The organism is Kitasatospora sp. NPDC088264 (assembly GCF_040685715.1).
Classification (GTDB): domain Bacteria; phylum Actinomycetota; class Actinomycetes; order Streptomycetales; family Streptomycetaceae; genus Kitasatospora.
This window is the reverse complement of sequence record NZ_JBFBIR010000080.1, coordinates 1-18,251: the sequence shown is the minus strand read 5'-3', so window position 1 is coordinate 18,251 and position 18,251 is coordinate 1. Positions and strand designations below refer to the sequence as shown.

10 protein-coding genes are annotated in these 18,251 nt (G+C 75.7%); 8 read left to right on the top strand and 2 right to left on the bottom strand.

Features of this window, described 5'->3' with window-relative positions; genetic code table 11:
- Positions 1-18: 18 nt before the first annotated feature.
- Positions 19-1,368 (bottom strand): type VII secretion integral membrane protein EccD, encoded by a 1,350-nt coding sequence (gene eccD, locus AB0O82_RS35200; RefSeq protein ID WP_363588560.1) that lies wholly within the window; start codon positions 1,366-1,368, stop codon positions 19-21.
- A 234-nt stretch (positions 1,369-1,602) separates the two neighbouring features.
- On the opposite strand from eccD, the gene eccCa reads away from it, so the two are divergent.
- The 6 genes from eccCa to AB0O82_RS35170 all read left to right on the top strand — a co-directional run bounded on the left by eccCa (position 1,603) and on the right by AB0O82_RS35170 (position 15,133).
- Complete coding sequence (gene eccCa / locus AB0O82_RS35195) at positions 1,603-5,529, top strand: type VII secretion protein EccCa (protein ID WP_363588564.1); 3,927 nt, start codon at positions 1,603-1,605, stop codon at positions 5,527-5,529.
- On the top strand, positions 5,526-8,252 hold the full coding sequence (locus tag AB0O82_RS35190) for a hypothetical protein (RefSeq protein WP_363588558.1): 2,727 nt from the start codon (positions 5,526-5,528) through the stop codon (positions 8,250-8,252). Before eccCa ends, AB0O82_RS35190 begins: the two co-directional genes overlap by 4 nt.
- A 215-nt stretch (positions 8,253-8,467) precedes the next feature.
- Positions 8,468-8,914: a hypothetical protein gene (locus AB0O82_RS35185; RefSeq protein WP_363588556.1), complete on the top strand. Its 447-nt coding sequence runs from the start codon at positions 8,468-8,470 to the stop codon at positions 8,912-8,914.
- A 67-nt stretch (positions 8,915-8,981) separates the two neighbouring features.
- On the top strand, positions 8,982-10,484 hold the full coding sequence (locus AB0O82_RS35180) for a hypothetical protein (RefSeq protein ID WP_363588554.1): 1,503 nt from the start codon (positions 8,982-8,984) through the stop codon (positions 10,482-10,484).
- A gap of 63 nt (positions 10,485-10,547) precedes the next feature.
- Complete coding sequence (locus AB0O82_RS35175; RefSeq protein ID WP_363588552.1) at positions 10,548-13,907, top strand: right-handed parallel beta-helix repeat-containing protein; 3,360 nt, start codon at positions 10,548-10,550, stop codon at positions 13,905-13,907.
- Positions 13,904-15,133: a S8 family serine peptidase gene (locus AB0O82_RS35170; RefSeq protein ID WP_363588550.1), complete on the top strand. Its 1,230-nt coding sequence runs from the start codon at positions 13,904-13,906 to the stop codon at positions 15,131-15,133. The genes AB0O82_RS35175 and AB0O82_RS35170 overlap by 4 nt, the downstream gene beginning before the upstream one ends.
- Before the next feature lie 191 nt (positions 15,134-15,324).
- Here AB0O82_RS35170 and AB0O82_RS35165 read toward each other — a convergent pair whose 3' ends face one another.
- Positions 15,325-16,329, bottom strand: coding sequence for a hypothetical protein (locus tag AB0O82_RS35165; protein ID WP_363588548.1), 1,005 nt, complete (start codon positions 16,327-16,329; stop codon positions 15,325-15,327).
- 565 nt (positions 16,330-16,894) lie between these two features.
- Here AB0O82_RS35165 and AB0O82_RS35160 point away from each other — a divergent pair.
- Both AB0O82_RS35160 and AB0O82_RS35155 read left to right on the top strand, forming a co-directional pair.
- Entirely contained in the window at positions 16,895-17,245 is a 351-nt protein-coding gene (locus AB0O82_RS35160) for a hypothetical protein (RefSeq protein WP_363588546.1), read from the top strand.
- Between the two features lie 217 nt (positions 17,246-17,462).
- Complete coding sequence (locus tag AB0O82_RS35155; RefSeq protein ID WP_350879510.1) at positions 17,463-18,161, top strand: sigma-70 family RNA polymerase sigma factor; 699 nt, start codon at positions 17,463-17,465, stop codon at positions 18,159-18,161.
- The last annotated feature ends 90 nt before the right edge of the window (positions 18,162-18,251 follow it).

Below are 18,251 nucleotides of genomic sequence, written 5' to 3'. Positions count from 1 at the left end.
CCCGGGGGCCTTGGCGGCTCAGCCGCCGAGGCCCCGCAGGGTGTGGTAGACGCCGCAGGCCTGGAGGGCGAGCGGAAGCAGGGAGAGGGCGCTGAGGGTGTGCAGGATGTCGGCGATCCGGCCCCAGTAGGGGAGCAGGCGCCGGCCGGGGACCGTCCAGGCGACGACCAGCAGGGCGACGGCCACCGCCAGCAGGCCGCCCAGCAGGCCGAGCCGCTCGGCGGGCGAGGCCGTGTGCGCCGCCCGGGAGACCAGCACCAGGCCGCCGTAGACCCCGGGCAGCAGGATGCTCAGCCGCTGGCGGATGCTGCCGACGGCCCGGCCGTGCAGCAGGAGCAGCAGGCTGAGTGCCGCGGCCTCGGCCGGGCCGGCCCAGCCGTCGGTGAAGGCGAGGACGGTCAGGCAGGCCGCGCAGACGGCGCCGATCGCCGTGTAGAGGGCCATCAGGTAGTCATCGGCGATCAGGGCGCGCGGCAGTACGGCGGCGGCCGGGACGGGCTCGATGTTCTCCTGCAGTTCCTCGGCGTTGCGCGGGAGCATCGGCAGCCGCAGACCGGAGAGCCGGAAGGCGAACGACGGCACGAAGGCGCCGATCAGGACGGCCACCACCGCGACCACGGCGACCAGCTTGCCGAGCGTCAGCCCCGCCAGCACCAGCACCCCCGCCAGCACCCCGAGCACCGCGACCAGCACCACCCCGAGGAAGAGCGGGGCGGCCCCGCCCACCGCCGCCAGGGCCAGCACCGCCGCGCCGGCCCCGGCGGAGGCGGCCGCCAGCACCCGGGCGCCGAGCAGGTCGTCCCCGCCCGGGCCGCTGGGCAGCAGCAGGGCGGCGAGGCCCAGGTACGGGACGGCGGCGGCGCCGAGCGCGGCGCCCGCGCCGGCGTCGGCCATGGCCCGGGAGGCGCTGGCGGCGCCGAGCAGCAGCAGGGCCGCGACGGCCGCCGCGGCGGCCTGGCGCGGGCCGGCGGGGCCGGGCAGGGCGAGCAGCACCCAGGCGGCGGCGAGGGCCGTGAGGGTGACGGCGAGAGCGAGGCGGCGGGTGAGGGCGGGGCGCCAGGTGTCGCCGCGCTCGTTCATGCCGGAGGCCACGCCGTCGACCAGGTCGTCGAAGTGGACCGGCGGCAGGGCCTGGTGGCGCGGGCGCAGGTGGACCGCGTCGCCGTCGTGCAGCTTCAGCGCCTCGGTGCTCTGCTCCTCGTCGAGCGGATCCTCGCCGAGCCGTTGCAGCACCCAGCCGCCGTGCTCCAGCCCGGTCTCGGCGAGGTCCGGGCCCGCGTGGCCGAGGATGGCGGGAAGCAGGTCGCCGAGCGGTACGTCGGCCGGGACGGCCAGCTCGAAGACCACCTCCGGCGCGTGGAACCTCAATCGGCACAGTCCTGCGACGACACTGCTGCTCACGCCAGTCCTCCGGCTCGGTGGTGTTCTCCGCTCGGTTGAACGGGCGGCTCGGCGCGCCGCGTTCAACCGCGGTTGAACCCCGGGTGCCACGCCGTCCGTGAGCCAGAGGGACGGCTGTCGCAGTGAGGAGCCCGTCACAGTGAGGAGCCCTGAGTGAGCGTTGTGCTGGTCACCCGGACGCCCCGGCGCCCGGGGCCCGAGATGCCGGACGGCGAGATCCAGTTGCAGGAGCCGCCGGGTCTGCCGGAGAAGCAGAGCGGCATGGCGAGCGTGATCAGCATGGCCCCGATGGCGCTCGGCTCGCTGTCGATGGTCTTCATGTTCCTGCACCCGGGCGGCGGCGAGGGCGGCGGTGGCGCGCTCAGCTACCTCGCGATGGGGATGATGGCGCTGTCCGCCGTCGGCATGCTGGTCACCCAGCTGATCCGCGGCTCCAGCGACCGCAAGCAGCAGTTGCGCGGCGAGCGCCGCGACTACCTGCGCTACCTCTCCCAGGTGCGCCGCCAGGTGCGGCGTTCGGTCGACGCCCAACGGCAGGCGCTCGCCTGGCGGCACCCGGCCCCGGACGAGCTGTGGTCACTGGTGGGCACCACCCGGCTGTGGGAGCGGCGGGCCGCCCACCCGGACTTCAGCGACGTCCGGATCGCGGTCGGCGCCCAGCGCCTGGCCACCCCGCTCGCCCCGCTGGCCACCAAGCCGGTCGAGGACCTGGAGCCGCTGTGCGCGCACGCGCTGCGCCGCTTCATCCACGCCTACGGCACCGTCGCCGACCAGCCGATGGCGATCCACCTGCGCGGCTTCGCCCAACTGCTGCTGCGGGCCGAGGACCCGGAGGCCGCCCGCGCCCTGGTGCGCGCCGTGCTCGCCCAGCTCGCCGTCGTGCACGGCCCGGACGAACTGCGCATCGCCGTCGTCACCGACGCCGAGCGGCGCACCTCCTGGGACTGGGCCAAGTGGCTGCCGCACGCCCTGCACCCGACCGACACCGACGGCGCCGGCCCGGTCCGGCTGGTCGCCGGCAGCCTCGGCGAGGTCGAGCAGCTGCTGGGCGAGGAGTTCACCAGCCGCCCGGGCTTCGAACCGGACGCCGTGCCCAACCGGGACGAGCCCTTCACCGTCCTGGTGCTCGACGGCCCCGGCGCCCACACCGGCAGCCGCGCCGCGCTCACCGGCTACCGCAACGCCGTCCTGATCGACCTGTCCGACAGCCTGGAGTGGCGCGCCGCCCGCACCACCCTGCGGCTGCGGATCGACGACGGACGGCTCGCCATGATCGGCGCCGACCGCAACCGCAAGGACGTCGTCACCGACCTCGGCCGCCCCGACGCGCTCGCCGTGCCCGCCGCGACCCGCCTCGCCGCGCTGCTCGCCCGCTACCGCATCGCCGACGGCGTGGACGTCGCCGAGCCGCTCGCCACGGACTTCGACCTGACCGCCCTGCTCGGCATCCCCGACCTGAACACCCTGGACGTCGAGGCGCTCTGGGGCCAGCGCGGCATCGCGCAGCGGCTGCGCGTCCCGCTCGGGCTCGGCCCGGACGGCCGCCCGGTCGACCTCGACCTGAAGGAGTCCGCGCAGGGCGGCATGGGCCCGCACGGCATGCTGATCGGCGCCACCGGCTCCGGCAAGTCCGAACTGCTGCGCACCCTGGTGATGGCGCTCGCCGTCACCCACTCCTCCGAGGTGCTCAACTTCGTCCTGGTCGACTTCAAGGGCGGCGCGACCTTCCTCGGCCTGGACGGCCTGCCGCACACCTCCGCCGTGATCACCAACCTGGCCGACGAGGCCGCGCTGGTCGACCGCATGCGCGACGCCCTGCACGGCGAACTCATCCGCCGCCAGGAGCTGCTGCGCGAGGCCGGCTACGCCTCGCTGCTGGACTACGAGACGGCGCGCGCCGGCGGCGCCGCGCTGCGCCCGATGCCCACGCTCTTCGTCGTCGTCGACGAGTTCAGCGAACTGCTGTCCGCGCACCGGGACTTCATGGAACTCTTCGTGATGATCGGCCGGCTCGGCCGCTCGCTCGGCGTCCACCTGCTGCTCGCCTCCCAGCGCCTCGACGAGGGTCGGATGAGCGCGCTGGAGTCCCACCTGTCCTACCGGATCGGCCTGCGCACCTTCTCCGCGATGGAGAGCCGCGGCGTCCTCGGCGTCCCCGACGCCTACCAGCTGCCCTCCCAGCCCGGCAACGGCTTCCTGCGCAGCGACATCTCCACCCTCACCCGGTTCAAGGCCGCCTACGTCTCCGGGCCGTACCGGCCCAAGCGCCGGGCCTCCCAGCAGGCCGCCCTCGCCGGGCAGGTCGTCGCCTACGGCACCGACTACGTGCTGCCGCGTCACCTCCCGGCGACCGCGGCCGAGCCCGAGGAGGAGCAGGCGTCCGACGGTTCGCTGCTGGAGGTCGCCGCCGGCCGGCTGCGCGACGCCGGACCGCCCGCCCACCGGGTCTGGCTGCCGCCCCTGGACGTCCCGCCCACCCTCGACGAACTGCTGCCGCCGCTCGTCCCGCACCCCGAACGCGGCCTCACCACCGAGGACGAGCGCTCCCACGGCTCGCTCGGCCTGCCGGTCGGCATCGTCGACCGCCCTTTCCAGCAACTGCGCGACCTGCTCACCGCCGACCTGGCCGGCGCCGGCGGGCACGTCGGCATCGCCGGCGCCCCGCAGAGCGGCAAGAGCACCATGCTGCGCACCCTGATCACCGGCCTCGCCCTCACCCACACCCCGCGCGAAGTCCAGTTCTACTGCCTGGACTTCGGCGGTGGCACGCTCTCCGCCCTGCGCGGACTGCCGCACCTCGGCGGCGTCACCGGCCGGCACGACGGCGAACGGGTGCTGCGCACCGTCGCCGAGGTCAACGGCATCATCACCCGCCGCGAGCAGTACTTCGCCGAACTCGGCATCGACTCCATCGCGTCCTTCCGCCGCCGCAAGGCCGCCGGGGAACTGCCCGACGACCCGCACGGCGACGTCTTCCTCGTCATCGACGGCTGGAACACCCTGCGCCAGGAGTTCGGCGACCTCGTCCAGCCGCTCACCCTGATCTCCCAGCGCGGCCTCAACTACGGCGTCCACCTGGTCATCGCCACCACCCGCTGGGGCGAGATCAGCGGCGGCCTGCGCGACCAGTTGCAGACCCGCTTCGAACTGCGGCTCGGCGACTCCGTCGACTCCGTCATCAACATGCGCGCGGCCGCCAAGGTCCCCAAGCTGCCCGGCCGCGGCCTCACCGACGAGCAGCTGCACTTCCTCACCGCCCTGCCCCGGATCGACGGCTCCGGCGACACCGACGACCTCGGCGACGGAGTGGCCGACCTGGTCGACGCCGTCGCCGCCCACTGGACCGGCCCACGGGCCCCCGAGGTCAGGATGCTCCCGCTCACCCTCGACGCCGCCGGGCTCCCCGCCCCCGAGGGCCGGCTGCGCGTCCCGATCGGTCTGGAGGACACCGAGGTCTCGCCGCTGTGGCACGACTTCGAGGAGAACCCGCACCTGCTGGTCGTCGGCGACAGCGAATCCGGCAAGACCAACCTGCTGCGGCTCATGATCAACGCCATCACCTCCGCCTACACCCCCGCCGAGGCGCGGATCATGCTGGTCGACTACCGGCGCGGCCTGTTCGACGCGGTGCCCCAGGAGTACCAGCTCGGCTACGCGGTGGCCGTCGACAAGCTCCGCCAGATCGTCGACGGCGCCTCGCGCGCCATGAAGAACCGCATCCCGCCCGCGGACATCACCCCCGCCCGGCTCAGGCTGCGCGACTGGTGGACCGGGCCCGAACTGTTCATCCTCGTCGACGACTACGACCTCGTCGGCTCCACCAGCGGCGCCCACCCCTTCGCGGCCCTGCTCGAAGACCTCTCCCAGGGCGCCGAGATCGGCCTCCACCTGGTCGTCGCGCGCGGCGCCAACGGCGTCGGGCGAGCTCTCGGCGACCCGCTGATGCGCAAGCTCCAGGAGGTCAACTCGCCTTCCCTGCTGCTCTCCTGCCCGCCCTCGGAGGGGTACCTGTTCGGCAACGTCAAGCCCCGGCAGTTCCCCGCCGGGCGCGGCCTCTACATCACCCGGCGACGCACCGTCCAGGTGCAGACCGGGCACGTGGCGGACGAACCGGAGGCCGGCCGGTGACCGCCTCCACGCTGCGGGCGCTCGGCCCGCACTACGTCATCGCGCCGCCCGGCGCGGAGGCCGCCGGACTGGCCGAAGCCCTCGCGCCCGTCGGGGCCGAACCCGGCGCGCTGCTGCTGCTGGCCGCCGCCGCGGACGCCGCGCCCGTCCTGCTCGCCTCGCTCGACGACCTCGTACGGGCGGCGGGTGAGCGCGGCGCCGACGTGCTGGTGCTCGCCGCCTCGGGACTCGCCGCGATCGGGCCGGACGGACGGCGGCCCGCCGAACTGCTCGCCGCCCGCTCCGGGCTGACGATCGTGGCGCCCGACGCGATGGTCAGCATCGAGCCGGACGGAACGCTGTCGGCCCCGGACGGCTCCTGGTGGCGCTGCCCGCCGGGCGGCGCCCAGCTCCGGGCCGAACCGCTCGGCGCGCGGTGGCCCGCCGCGGCCGCCATCACCCCGCTGACGCGCGATGCGTACTGGGTCACCGAAATCGCGGGCCGGGCGCGGCCCGCCGCGCTGGACCACGCGGCCGCGACCGACGGCGGACTGCTGCTCGTCCTCGGCGAACCGGCCGGGCGGCTGCCCACCGGGGCCCAACTCGCCAACGCCGCCGCGCTGCTGCTCGGGACGGTCGCGGAGGACGCGCGCCTCACCCTGAGCGCGCCGTGGGCCGCGCCGGTCGAGCTCATCGAACTCGCGGCGGTCGCGGCGGCCTCGCTGGGGCGCGAGGTCCGGGCGGCCGTCGGCCTGCCGGTACGGGGCGCGGCCGGGCTGCGCCACGTCCACCTCGCCGCGGACGGCACCGAAGGGTGGGAGCCCTACCTCACCGAACTGGTCGCCTGCCCGACCGACCGCACCGTCACGGCCGTCGGCTGGCGCAGCCGGCCCGACCTGCCCGCCGCCCCCGGGCCCGCGCGCTACCCGGCCTTCCCCGGCTGGGAACTGGAAGCCGTCGCGGCCGGACTCTGGCTCCGCCCGGCCGCCACCGCGGACCGCGGCCCCCGCCTTCGGAGGCCCGACCCGGCCGGCCCCGCGCTGGTCGTCGGGTCCCCGGGACGCCCCGTCCCCGAGACACTCTGGGACCACCTCGGGGCCGTGCTCGGCTCGCTCCCGCCGGCGCCCGCGCGCCTCGCCCTCGCCGTCGAGGGGACGCTGGACGTCGAGTCCGGGGCGGTCGGGCGTTTCTGCGCCCGGCTGTACGGGCTCGACTGGGTCGGACCCGCCGCTGCTTCGGCTGCCGTGGCGGCGCCCGGCCCGGAGGCGGCGCCCGCGCTTGCGGCGGGGCCCGTAGCTGTACCTGAGCCCGCGTCGGTGGAGCTCGGAGCGTCGGCGGAGGCGGACCCGGCGCCGCTACCGGTGTCGACCGAGCCCGGGGCGCCGGAGCCGGTGGCCGCGACCGGTCCGGTGTTCGAGATCGAGACGGAGGCTGGGACCGGGACGGAGACCGAGACCAGGACGGAGTCCGAAGCCGGGATTGGGACGGAGAGCGGGATCGAGACGGATCCGGTGGCCGTACCGGTCCCTATGGCCACGATGGGGGTCTTCGGAGGAGAGCCCGGGGAACGCCCCGCTTCCCCTCCCACCCCCGAGCCCGCCCCCGGGCCGACTGCGGCCGCGGTGGGCGACACCGGCACGACGGTGGCCCCGGACGCCGGCCCCGGCCCGGCCGTGGAGCCGGGGGCGAGCGTCGCACCCGGGGGAGGAGACCGGACGCCGCCCGACGGGGAGGCCGGCCCCGGGCCCGCGCCGGCAGCCGCTTCGGAGGAGAGCATCCCCGTAGCGGAGGAGGTGCCGACCCCTGCCCCGGCACTCGACCCTGAGCTGGCCGTGTCCACGGAGGCCGCCGAGTCCACGGAGCCGCCGGGAACCATGGCGGGCCAGGCCGGGGCACACTCGACGCCCGAGCCTGCGGCCGGCTCCACGCCAGTGCAGGCCCCGGGGCCTGCCCCCGAGCAGGTCCCCGAGCAAGCTCAGGCGCAGTCGACCGCCCCCTTGTCGGACCTGGTCGAGCTCTCCACCCCCGCCGAGGACCGCGCGGCCCTGGTCACCCTCCTCGGGCCCGCCTACCAGCGCTTCGTCCGGCGGGCCGAGGACGTCGCGACCCGCCTGCCCGGCCTGCGGGCCCGGGCCGACGAGGGCGATCCGCGGCCCGAACTGGTCGCCGTGCTGCTCCACCACACCGACTCGACCGTCCTCGCCGAGCGTGCCGAGCTCCGCGCCGCGGCGCGGTCGGGCGCCCCGGGCCCGTTCGGCCCGTACCTGCGCTGCCTCGCGGCCGGGCTCCGGCGGCTGCCCAGCCACTACGGAGGCGTGCTGGTGGCGGGCCCGGTCGAGTCGGCCGACCTGGCCGCCTACACCCCGGGAACCGTGGTCACCGAGCGGGCCCCGGTCAGCGGCCTGGCGGCGCCGGGCGCGGACTTCGGCGAGGACGTCGGGGTGGAGTTCGCCATCTGGTCCGTCGGTGGCCGCCGCAGCTCGGTCTTCGGCGAGCCGGGCGACCAGCCGACCGTGATCTTCGCCCCGGGGACGGAGTTCGAGGTGGTGGACGTCGACCTGCCGGACGAGACGACCGGGCGTCCGGCCCGCGTGCTGCTCCACGAGATCGGCGGCGTCCGCCCGCGCCCCGACCGCCTGCGCAGTTGGCTGGCCCGGCGCGACGCCGTCGCTCCCGCCGACCGGATCCGCCCCGCCGACCCGGCCCGCTACCTCCTGGACCTCGGCGGCGCGGCCGGACGGTGACGTCCTGTGGGGGCCGGGCGGCCGCGTCGTGGCGCGGATCACCTGGTCCGAGGCGCGGCACCGGCGCCCCTCCCACTCTCCCCGGCCGGTGGTGGGCCCTGGCCCCGACCCGGCCGGTCGGGCCGTCGGCCGACGGACCGGCACCGCGATGAACCCGGGGCGGCCTTCCGTCCGTCGGACGAAGCGTAGGGGCGAACCGGCGGGAGGAGTGCGGGATGAGCGGGACGAGCGGGACGATGCGGGACGACTTCCGGTTGGCGTCGGTGTTCGACGCCGTGGACCCGGTGACGGGGCCGGGCTTTGGGCCGGACCGGCCGAGGATCGAGGAGCGCGCGGAGCGCGAGGCACTCGTCGGCTACCTGCGCGCGGGCGCGCCCGTGCTGCTGACGCCGATGCTGATGGACGACGTGGTGGACCGGCAGCGGCGCTCCATCGTCCCGATGGGCTTCCGTACCGACGGGTCCTGGATCTGGACCGACACCGTGACGTACTACCTGGAGGAGTACGGGCTGGCGCCCGACCCGGAGCTGCTCGCTCACGTCCGCGCGCAGGGCGACGGTCCGTGGGCGGCGCCGGACGCGGCGGTGCTGGAGCGGGCGGTGTCCTTCGTCCTGACCCCGCCGGACTCCGACGAGGAGCCGGTCTGGACGGTCGGCTCGTAGCGGCTGAACCGGTTCGGCCACTCCGTCCGTACCTCCCCACAGGAGTGTCGTCGAGTGCAGGGGATGCATGGTGGCCGAGGAGAAGCGCGGCGAGGCGGGGCGGACGGGCGCCGGGTTCCAGCTCCCGGAGGTGAACTGGGCCCTGGCGGCGGAGGTCGAGCCGCCGGAGGGTGCGTCGGCGGCGGCCGCCTCGGAGGGAACCGCCTCGGCGAAGGGTGAAGCGGCGGAGGCGGGTTCCGGCGCCGCGACCGCGGTGCTGCCCGCACAGCCGGAGCGCGAGCAGCCGGCTGCACCTCCCGCCGTCCCGCCCGTGCCCGCACCGGCCACGGCCACGACGACCGCAGCACCCGCCACCGCAGCACCCACCGCCGCCGGGACGCCCGAGGCGGTGGCCGCCGCGAGCGTCGCCGAGCCCTCCACCGACACCGGCACCGACCAGGGCCCCCGGCCGGGCCGGGTCTCCCGCCCGATGATCGCGGCGGCCGTCGCCGTCGGCCTGGTGCTGGTGGGCACTTCCGTGGTGGTGACCCAGCTCGGCGGCAACGAGCACAAGGGCGGCCCGGCCCAGGCGGACGCCCCGCCCGGCTACGGGCAGAGTGGTGGGGACGGCGGCAACGGCTTCGTCCCGAACTTCGACGAGCACGGTGGTACCAGCGGCTCCGGCGGCACCCCTGCCCCCGGTCAGCCCGACGCGGTGGTCCCGGCCGCGGACGCCGGCACGGGCACGCCCGCCCCGGGCGACCAGCCGGCCTCGGCCCCGAACGGCACCGGAAGCAGCGGAGGCGCGGGAGGCACTGCCGCTCGATCCGGCGGAGCCGCTAACTCCGGTGGTGGAAACGCGAGTTCGACCACCGCTCCAGGTCGCGCCCAGGGCGGCTCCGGCTCCGGCTCGGGTTCCGGCTCGGGTTCCGGTTCCGGTGGCGCCGCCGCTGCCGCCGCAGGTGGCGCGGCGGGGAGCGCGGCCGGTGGCGCCGCCAACCCCGCCCCGCAGAACCCCGCGCCGCAGCAGCCGGCCCCGCAGAACCCCGCGCCGCCGCCGGCTTCCCAGCAGCCCGCGCCGCCGCCCCCGCAGAAGGCCGCGCCCACCGTCGTGGTCACCGGCCCGTACTGCGGCAACAAGAGCGGCGTGTACAGCCAGAAGGGCTGGTTCGACCAGGGCGACTCCGGCTGGCGGAGCAACTCCGGCGGCTACAGCGGCGACGGCTGCAACGGGACGTACACCTCGGTGCCGATGTCCGGGGACGGCTCGGACGACAAGAACTCGGTGGTGTGGACCTTCACCGTGGACAAGGTCACCAGCTGCACCCTGGACGTCTACATCCCGGCCAGCGGGGACGTGAAGAAGGTCGGCGGGAACCCGACCTACTACACCGTGCAGAGCGGCAGCGGGTCGAGCGACTTCAAGATCAACCAGACCTCCAACCAGGGCCGTTGGGTCGGCGAGGGCACCTTCCAGTACCGCGGCTCGCTGTCCGTCACCCTGCACACCCGCGGCCAGGACTGGGTCGGCGGTAACAAGACCTACGCCCACCACGCCGCCAGCGCCATGCGCGTCACCTGCACACCCTGACCTGACCCTCATCCTCCGAGCAGGTCACGAACGAACGCCCCACGACGAAGGGAACCCCCAGGCATGTCGCGCCCGGTGCTGACGGTCTGCGCGGAGCAGCGGGAACGCGGCTCCTACCGTACGATCGGCGAGGCCCTCCAGGCAGCCCGCAGCGGCGCGGTGATCTCCGTACGCCCCGGCCGGTACGAGGAGAACCTGGTGCTCACCAAGGTGGTGACCATCACCGCCGAGGACGTCCGGGGCAGTGTGCGGATCAGTCCGCGCCGTGGCTCGGTGGTCCAGGTCCTGGCCGAGGCCGTCCAGCTGACCGGCCTGGTGATCCAGGGGCAGGACGACGACCTGCCTGCCGTCGACGTCCCGCGCGGCCAGCTCGCGCTACAGGACTGCGAGGTGATCGGCAACGCCTGGACGGCCGTCCTCACCCGCCAGCAGGGCGAACTGGCCATGCGCGGCTGCCGGGTGGTCAACACCGCCGGCGCCGGGCTGGTCGAGACCTCCACCGGCGCCAGCGTCATCGAGGACAGCGTCATCGAACACCTCGGCACCTCCGCCCTGGTGATCGGCGAACGGGCCAACCCCACCGTGCGGCGCTGCGTCCTGCGCGACGCGCGCGGCAACGGCATCTGCGCCAACGGGGAGGCGCGCGGAGTCATCGAGGACTGCGAGATCTCCGCCACCGACAAACCCGCCGTGGCCCTGGAGGAGCAGAGCACCACCCGCCTGCTGCGGACCGAGGTCCGCGACAGCGCGGTCGGCGTCTTCCTCGGCTCCACCGCGCGGGTGGTGCTGGAGGACTGCACCGTCACCGCCGTGCGCGGCCACGGCTACGTCCTCACCAACGGCACGGACCCCCTGCTGCGCCGCTGCCGCGCCGTCCGCAGCCAGGGCCACGGCCTGCACATCGCCGGCCGTGCCCGCGGCACCTTCGAGGACTGCGAGGTCACCGCCGCCGCGCAGGCCGGCATCCACGTCGACGAATCGGCCAGCCCCAGCCTGGTGCGGGCCGTGGTGCGCGACAGCGAGACCGACGGCGTCGACCTCACCGGGGAGAGCGCCGCGGAGTTCGACCGCCTGGAGGTGCGCGACGCGGCCGGCGCCGGCATCGTCATCCGTGACGGCGCCAACCCGCTGCTGCGCCGCATCACCGTCACCGACGCCGGTGGCCACGGCGTCGAGGTGGTGCGGGACGGGCGCGGCCGGATCGAGGACGCCACCGTGCTCGACGCGGGCAAGAACGGCATCCGGATCGCCGACGGCGCCAACACCTACCTCGGCGGCAGCCTCGTGCGCGGCAGCAAGGCCTGCGGCATCTCGATCGGCGCCGAGGGCATCGCCACCCTGCGCGACGTCGAGTCCGCCGACAACGCGTTCGACGGCGCGAGCGTCGAACACGGCGGCGAACTCACCGCGACCAGGACCAGGCTGCGGGCCAACCGCCGCCACGGGCTCCACCTGCTGCCCGGCGCCCGCGCCACCCTCACCGGCTGCCAGCTGACCGACAACACCGTGGACGGCCTGCGCTCGGAGTCCGCCGAACCCGTCCGGCTCACCGACTGCGTCACCGCCGAGAACCAGGGTGCCGGGCTGCGGCAGAGCGAGCCCACCGACCGGCTCGCCGTCGAGAACCTCGACAGCCGGGACAACCGCTCGCCCGACGCGCACGGCACGGTCACCGCCGCGGCGACCGCCGCCGGGGACGAGGGCGAGTCCGCCGACGGCACTCCGCAGGAGGCCCCCGCCGCTCCCGGGCCGCAGGGCCCGCAGGCCGTCCTGCAGACCCTGGTCGGGCTGGAGGGCGTCAAGGAGCAGGTCGCCACCCTGGTCAACCTCAACAAGCTGGCCCGGCGCCGCGAGCAGGCCGGGCTGCCCTCCCTCCCGATGAGCCGCCACCTGGTGTTCGCCGGCCCGCCCGGCACCGGCAAGACCACCGTCGCCCGGCTCTACGGCGCCATCCTCGCCGAACTCGGCGTGCTGCGCAGCGGCCACCTGGTCGAGGTCGCCCGCGCCGACCTCGTCGCCTCGATCATCGGCGGCACCGCGCTCAAGACCACCGAGGTCGTCATGGAGGCGCTCGGCGGCGTGCTCTTCATCGACGAGGCGTACACCCTGTCGGCCGGCTCCGGCGGGACCGGACCGGACTTCGGCCGCGAGGCCATCGACACCATCGTCAAGCTGATGGAGGACCACCGCGAGGACCTGGTGGTGATCGTCGCCGGGTACGAGAACGAGATCCGTGACTTCCTGGCCTCCAACCCGGGCCTCGCGTCGCGGTTCAGCCGCACCGTCGAGTTCCAGAACTACAGCGTCGACGAACTCACCACCATCGTCGAACACGCCGCCGGGGGCCACGGCTACGAGCTCGCCGACGGCACCCGCGAGGCCCTCGCCGTCCACTTCGACCGGATGCCCAAGGGCGCCGACTTCGGCAACGGCCGCGCCGCCCGCAAGGTCTTCGAGGAGATGGTCGACCGCCAGGCCTCCCGGCTCGCCGAACTGGAGGACTTCGACAACGCCGACCTCAGCCGGCTGCTCCCCGCCGACGTCGGCGAGCAGGCCGCCGCCGCCGTCGCCCGCGCCGCCGCCGGAGCCGACCAGCCCGAGGAGCCCGGCCTGCTCGACCGGCTGCGCGGCATGGTCGGCCTCGCCGCGGCCAAGGAACAGGTCGAGGACCTGGTCAACCTGACCCGGCAGACCCGCCGCCGCGTCGAGGCCGGACTGCCCGCTGCCACCATCAGCCACCATCTGGTCTTCTCCGGCCCACCTGGCACCGGCAAGACCACCATCGCCCGGCTCTACGGCGAACTCCTCGCAGAACTCGACGTCCTGCCGGCCGGTCAGCTCATCGAGACCGCCCGCGCCGACCTCGTCGGCCGCTACATCGGCCACACCGCGCAGCTCACCCGCGACGCCTTCGAACGCGCCCGCGGCGGCGTGCTCTTCATCGACGAGGCCTACACCCTGACGCCCCGCAACGGCACCGGCGGCGACTTCGGCCAGGAGGCCGTCGACACCCTGATGAAGCTGATGGAGGACCACCGCGACGAGGTCGTGGTGATCGTGGCCGGCTACCAGGAGGAGATGCGCGGCTTCCTCTCCTCCAACCCCGGTCTGGCCTCCCGCTTCTCCCGCGAGATCACCTTCGACCACTACGCGGACGACGAACTCGTCACCATCGTCCGCCTCCAGGCGGAGACCGCCGGGTACAACTGCACCCCGGAGACGCTGGCGGCGCTCGGCGAACTCTTCGCCGCCGTCCCGCGTGACCGGTCCTTCGGGAACGGGCGCTTCGCCCGGCAGGTGCTGGAGTCGATGATCACCCGGCAGGCCGGCCGGCTCTCCCGGCTGGAGGTGGCGGACCTGGACGAACTCAGCCTGCTGCTGCCCCAGGACATCCCGGCCGGGCGGATCGGCAGCCTCGCGTGAGGACGGCGGCCGCCCTCCTCGCCGTCGGACTGCTGCTGCCGACGGCGGGCACGGCCCTGGCCGACACCCCCGCCGGCGACGACAGCCTCCCGGGCGTCACCCAGCTGCGGCGCGACGCGTCCGGGAAGCCGGCCGGCTGCCTGCCCCCGTCCACCAAGCGCACGTCGCTCACGCCCTGGCCCCAGACCTTCCTGCGCCCCGACCGGGTCTGGCCGCTCAGCCAGGGTGACGGCGTCACCGTCGCCGTCCTCGGCTCCGGCGTGACCGACGGCACCGGCCTGCTCGCCGGTCGCCTCGACTACGCCCCCAAACTCACCGGAGGCGGTGACCCAGCCCGTGACTGCGTCGGCCACGGCACCTTCCTGGCCGGCCTGATCGCCGCCGACCGCCGCGACGGGACGGGCTTCGCCGGACTCGCCCCACGGGCCCGGATCCTCGCCGTATCCGTCACCGACGACGGCGGTGCCACGACGGCGGACCTGCTCGCCCAGGGGATCACGGCGGCGAGCGAACGGGGAGTGCGGATCATCGCGGTCGGGGCGGCGTTGCCGGCCGGCAACGACGCGCTCGCCGGGGCGGTGCGGGCGGCCCGGAGCAAGGGGGCGGTCATCGTCGCGCCTGCGGCCCCCGACGTCCAGCCCGGCTCGGGGAAACCCGGACCGGCCTATCCGGCCGCCTACGGCGAGGTCCTCGCCGTCCGCGACCTCGCCCCCGGCGGCGCCCTCCCCTCGGGCGCCGGAGCCGTCCCGATCGGCGGCCGGGTCGACCTCGCCGCCCCGGGCGACGCCGTCACCGGCACCGGCCCGGCCGCCGGCGGCAACTACACCGGCGCCGGGCCGAGCTTCGCCGCCGCCTTCGTCGCCGCCACCGCCGCCCTCACCCTCGGCAGCCACCCGGACCTCACCGCCGACCAGTTGATCCGGCGCCTGGAGACCACCGCCTACCACACCGTCACCACCCCCGACCCGCAGGTCGGCTATGGCACCATCGACCCCGTCGCCGCCGTCACCCAGCTCTCCGTCCCCGACCAGGCGCCCCCCGCCGCGACACCGGCCGCCCTCGCCATGCCCCCCGCTCCACCCGCCTCCACCGCCCCCACCCAGGCCGTGGTGATCTCCCTGGCCGCACTGGCCGTCATCGCCCTCGTTGCCGCCGCCGGCGCCGTCACGCCGCGTGCCCGTGCTCGCGGCTGGCGCCCGGGGAGGGCGGAGGACGGCCAGGCGTGAGAGGTCGGCCCGGCCGTCCTCCCGCTGCACCGTCGCGCCGCTCCTCGGGCGTGGGCACCGCGCCCTCGACCGCCGGGCTCCCGGTGGCCCCGGCGCTCGTAGCCGCTCTCCGGGCGGGGGCGCCCCCTGGTTCGTCCCGTGACGCACGTACCCCGAGGCCGCCCATCCGTCCTCCGGGCGGGGGTGCGGCCTCAGACGGTGTGGCGGATGGCCAGGGCGTCGCCGACGAGGGCGGCGAGTTCGAGGTAGGCGAGGTGGGTGTGGGGGCGGAGCCGGCCGGGGGTGCCCGGGGTGTGCGCGGGGAGGAGGACGACGTCGCGGCAGAGGGTGCGGAAGTGGGCGAGGAGCTGGCGGTCGGCGACGGGGCGCTCGGTGGGCGGGCTGGGGACGAAGACGACGGTGCCGCCGCGGACGAGGTCGCCGTGGCCGCGGAAGGTCAGGTGGTCGATCAGCGCTGAGGCGTTGCGGGCGCCGTCGGCGGAGGCGTGTTCGCAGATGACCAGTTGGTCGGCGAGTTCGACGGCCGTGAGCTGGACGTCGTCCGCGGCGGCCGTGGTGTCGCTGAGGATCATCGGGTAGCGGCCGCTGAGGTCGGTCAGGGCGTCCCGGAACGCGGGGCCCGGGGTGTCCGGGCGGACGGCGAGGATGTCGAGCCGGCCGGCCGCGCTCCGGTCGAGGATCCGCCGGTCGGCGTGCGAGACGCGGGAGGCGTCGGCGAGGTCGAGGACGATCACCGGGTCGGGCCGGTGCTGCGCCAGGAGGGCGCCGAGCGTGACCGGGACGCCCTCGGCGGGCCTGCCCAGGAGGGCGATGCGGTGGCAGCTGCGCAGCGGGGTCCGGATCCGCTCCACGAGGCGGCGGCGCCGGGCCTCCGTGCCGCCGCCGAAGGGCAGTCGCAGGGCGCGCGGGTGGGCCGCCCGGTCCTGGCGTGCGGCGGGGGCCGTGGCCGGGGACGGCGTGGGTACCGCGAGCAGGGCGGTGGGGGTGGGGTCGCCGGGCGGTGCGGGCGGCTGCGCCTGAGACGCCGGTGTGCGGGTGAACAGCCGCCGTTCGGCGGGCGGGATCAGGACGGTGCCGAGTGGGTCGAGGGGCTGCCGGGGGAGCAGCGGGACGGGCTCGGGCCAGGCGGCGGGTGTGTAGTCGGGCCGTTCCGGGGTGGCGGCGGCTCCGTCGGGGCTGCCGTCGGAGAAAGCCATCGGGTGACCTCCTGGTTCACGGTGCGCCGGGCCGGACCGTCGGTGCGTTCAGTCGGGACTACGGGCGAAGGGCCCGTTCCGGTTCAACGCGCGTCACCCTGCGGATCGGTGAACCGCCCCCGGTGGAAGGTCCGTTGAGCGGGACAGGGCGCACCTCGCGTTCCTCGTCACGCTCGGAGGAGCTCATGCGCGCCACCAGGAACCGCGCCGTCACGACGGCCGGTCCGCCGTCGTCGGCCGGTCCGCCGGCCGGTGCGACCGGTGCCACCGGCGGCGGCCCGGCCTCGACGGCGGTCTGGGGCGGGGCCGGTGTCGTGGTGCGGGGTGGGCGCCCGCCCGGTGGCCGCGGTGTTGCCGAAACGCGGAGGCCCAGCCGGGCGCCTCGTCGCCGGCCGAACCGGTGTGCGGGCGGCAGCTGAGCGGCAGCTGCCCGGCCGTACCGGAAAACCCTCTGCTGGACCGGCTGTCAGTAGATACCGTCTTCGGATGGCACTCGATGCGGAACGAGTGCCATGCAGGAGCAGCCGGCGTGACTCCCGTGGGACGGGATGGGGGAGGGACAACGATGGATCCGGACGGGCCGGACGTGCGCGAGGTGGTCGCGGCGCTGGTACGGCAGGAGGAACCGAGCAGGCCCGGGCCGCCCGCGCTGGTGGTGCCCGAGGGCACGGCGGAGGAGGTGACCGCCGCCGCCCGGCGGCTCGCCCTGCGGGCGCTGCCGACCGAGCGGCGGAGGCCGGAGCCCGCACCGGGGCTGCGGGAGCTGGCGGCGGCGCTGGTGGTCGACGAGCACCCCTCGGCACCGGCCTGGTCGGCGGTGGAGCGGGAGCAGCTGGCGACCTGGGTCGCGGTGCTGATCGAGCACCGGGGGGAGGACGGGGTCCAGGAACTGGTGCGCGTGCTCAACGAGGCCTGAGGGGCGGCCTGGTGGCCGTGGGGCGGCCGGGAGATGGCTGCGAGATGGCTGGCTGGTGTCCGTGCGGAGTCCTGGCCTGCGGCCCGGCCGTGCGGGGCCGGGGCGTTGGCGGATCGTTGGTGCGGCCTTGGCGGCTGCGGGCAGTCTGCTGCTTGTAGCCGCCGGGGAAGTCCGGTCGGTGTGTCGCCCTGCCCTTGCCCGATCTGAGAGGCCGCGCGTGTCGAAGCAGCCCGTCGCCCAGCCCACGTCCGTCGCCCAGCCGCCCGTCGGCCCGCCGGCCGGCACGGACCCGTCGGCCACCACGGGATCCGCCCCCGCGCCCGGCACGCCGAAGGCGGCCCGCCCGACCCTCGACCCGGACACGCTCGCCGAGATCCACCGGCTGCACGGCGGTTACCTGCTGCGCGCGCTGCTGCGCGCCACCGGCGGCGACCGGGGCAAGGCCGAGGACATCCTCCAGGAGACCCTGCTGCGCGCCTGGCAGCACCCCGAGGCGCTGGCGGCCGGTGCCGAGCAGAGCCGCCCCTGGCTGTTCACGGTGGCCCGGCGGATCGCGATCGACCACTACCGGATGGCCGCCGCCCGCGCCAAGGAGGTGATCGGCGAGCCGCTGGAGGACCGTCCGCTCGCCGAGGACCCGTACGAGCAGGTGGTCGTCGCCCGGGACATCGCACTGGCCCTGCGCCGGGTGCAGAAGCACCACCGCGAGGTGCTGGTCGAACTGCACCTGCGGGACCGCTCGGTGGTGGAGGCGGCGGCCCGGCTCGGGGTGCCGCCGGGGACGGTCAAGTCCCGCAACTTCTACGCGATCCGGGCGCTGCGCCCGGTCCTCGCGGCGGAGCACGGCTACGGCCCGGCCGACGGCCGCGGCCAGGCGGCCGCGCTCGACCGCCCGGGTGCCGCCGTCTCCCGCTGACCGTTGACTGCTGACCGCTGACCGGCTCCCCGTGGGGGGGAGCCCCCGCCCCGGAGGGCGGCCGCACCCCTCGCCGCGAGCCGGGTGTGT

Coding starts and splice junctions, on each gene's coding strand:
- eccCa (WP_363588564.1), top strand. CDS start 1,603: ATGCCGGACGGCGAGATCCAGTTGCAGGAGCCGCCGGGTCTGCCGGAG.
- AB0O82_RS35185 (WP_363588556.1), top strand. CDS start 8,468: ATGAGCGGGACGAGCGGGACGATGCGGGACGACTTCCGGTTGGCGTCG.
- AB0O82_RS35180 (WP_363588554.1), top strand. CDS start 8,982: ATGGTGGCCGAGGAGAAGCGCGGCGAGGCGGGGCGGACGGGCGCCGGG.
- AB0O82_RS35175 (WP_363588552.1), top strand. CDS start 10,548: ATGTCGCGCCCGGTGCTGACGGTCTGCGCGGAGCAGCGGGAACGCGGC.
- AB0O82_RS35165 (WP_363588548.1), bottom strand. CDS start 16,329: ATGGCTTTCTCCGACGGCAGCCCCGACGGAGCCGCCGCCACCCCGGAA.
- AB0O82_RS35160 (WP_363588546.1), top strand. CDS start 16,895: ATGGATCCGGACGGGCCGGACGTGCGCGAGGTGGTCGCGGCGCTGGTA.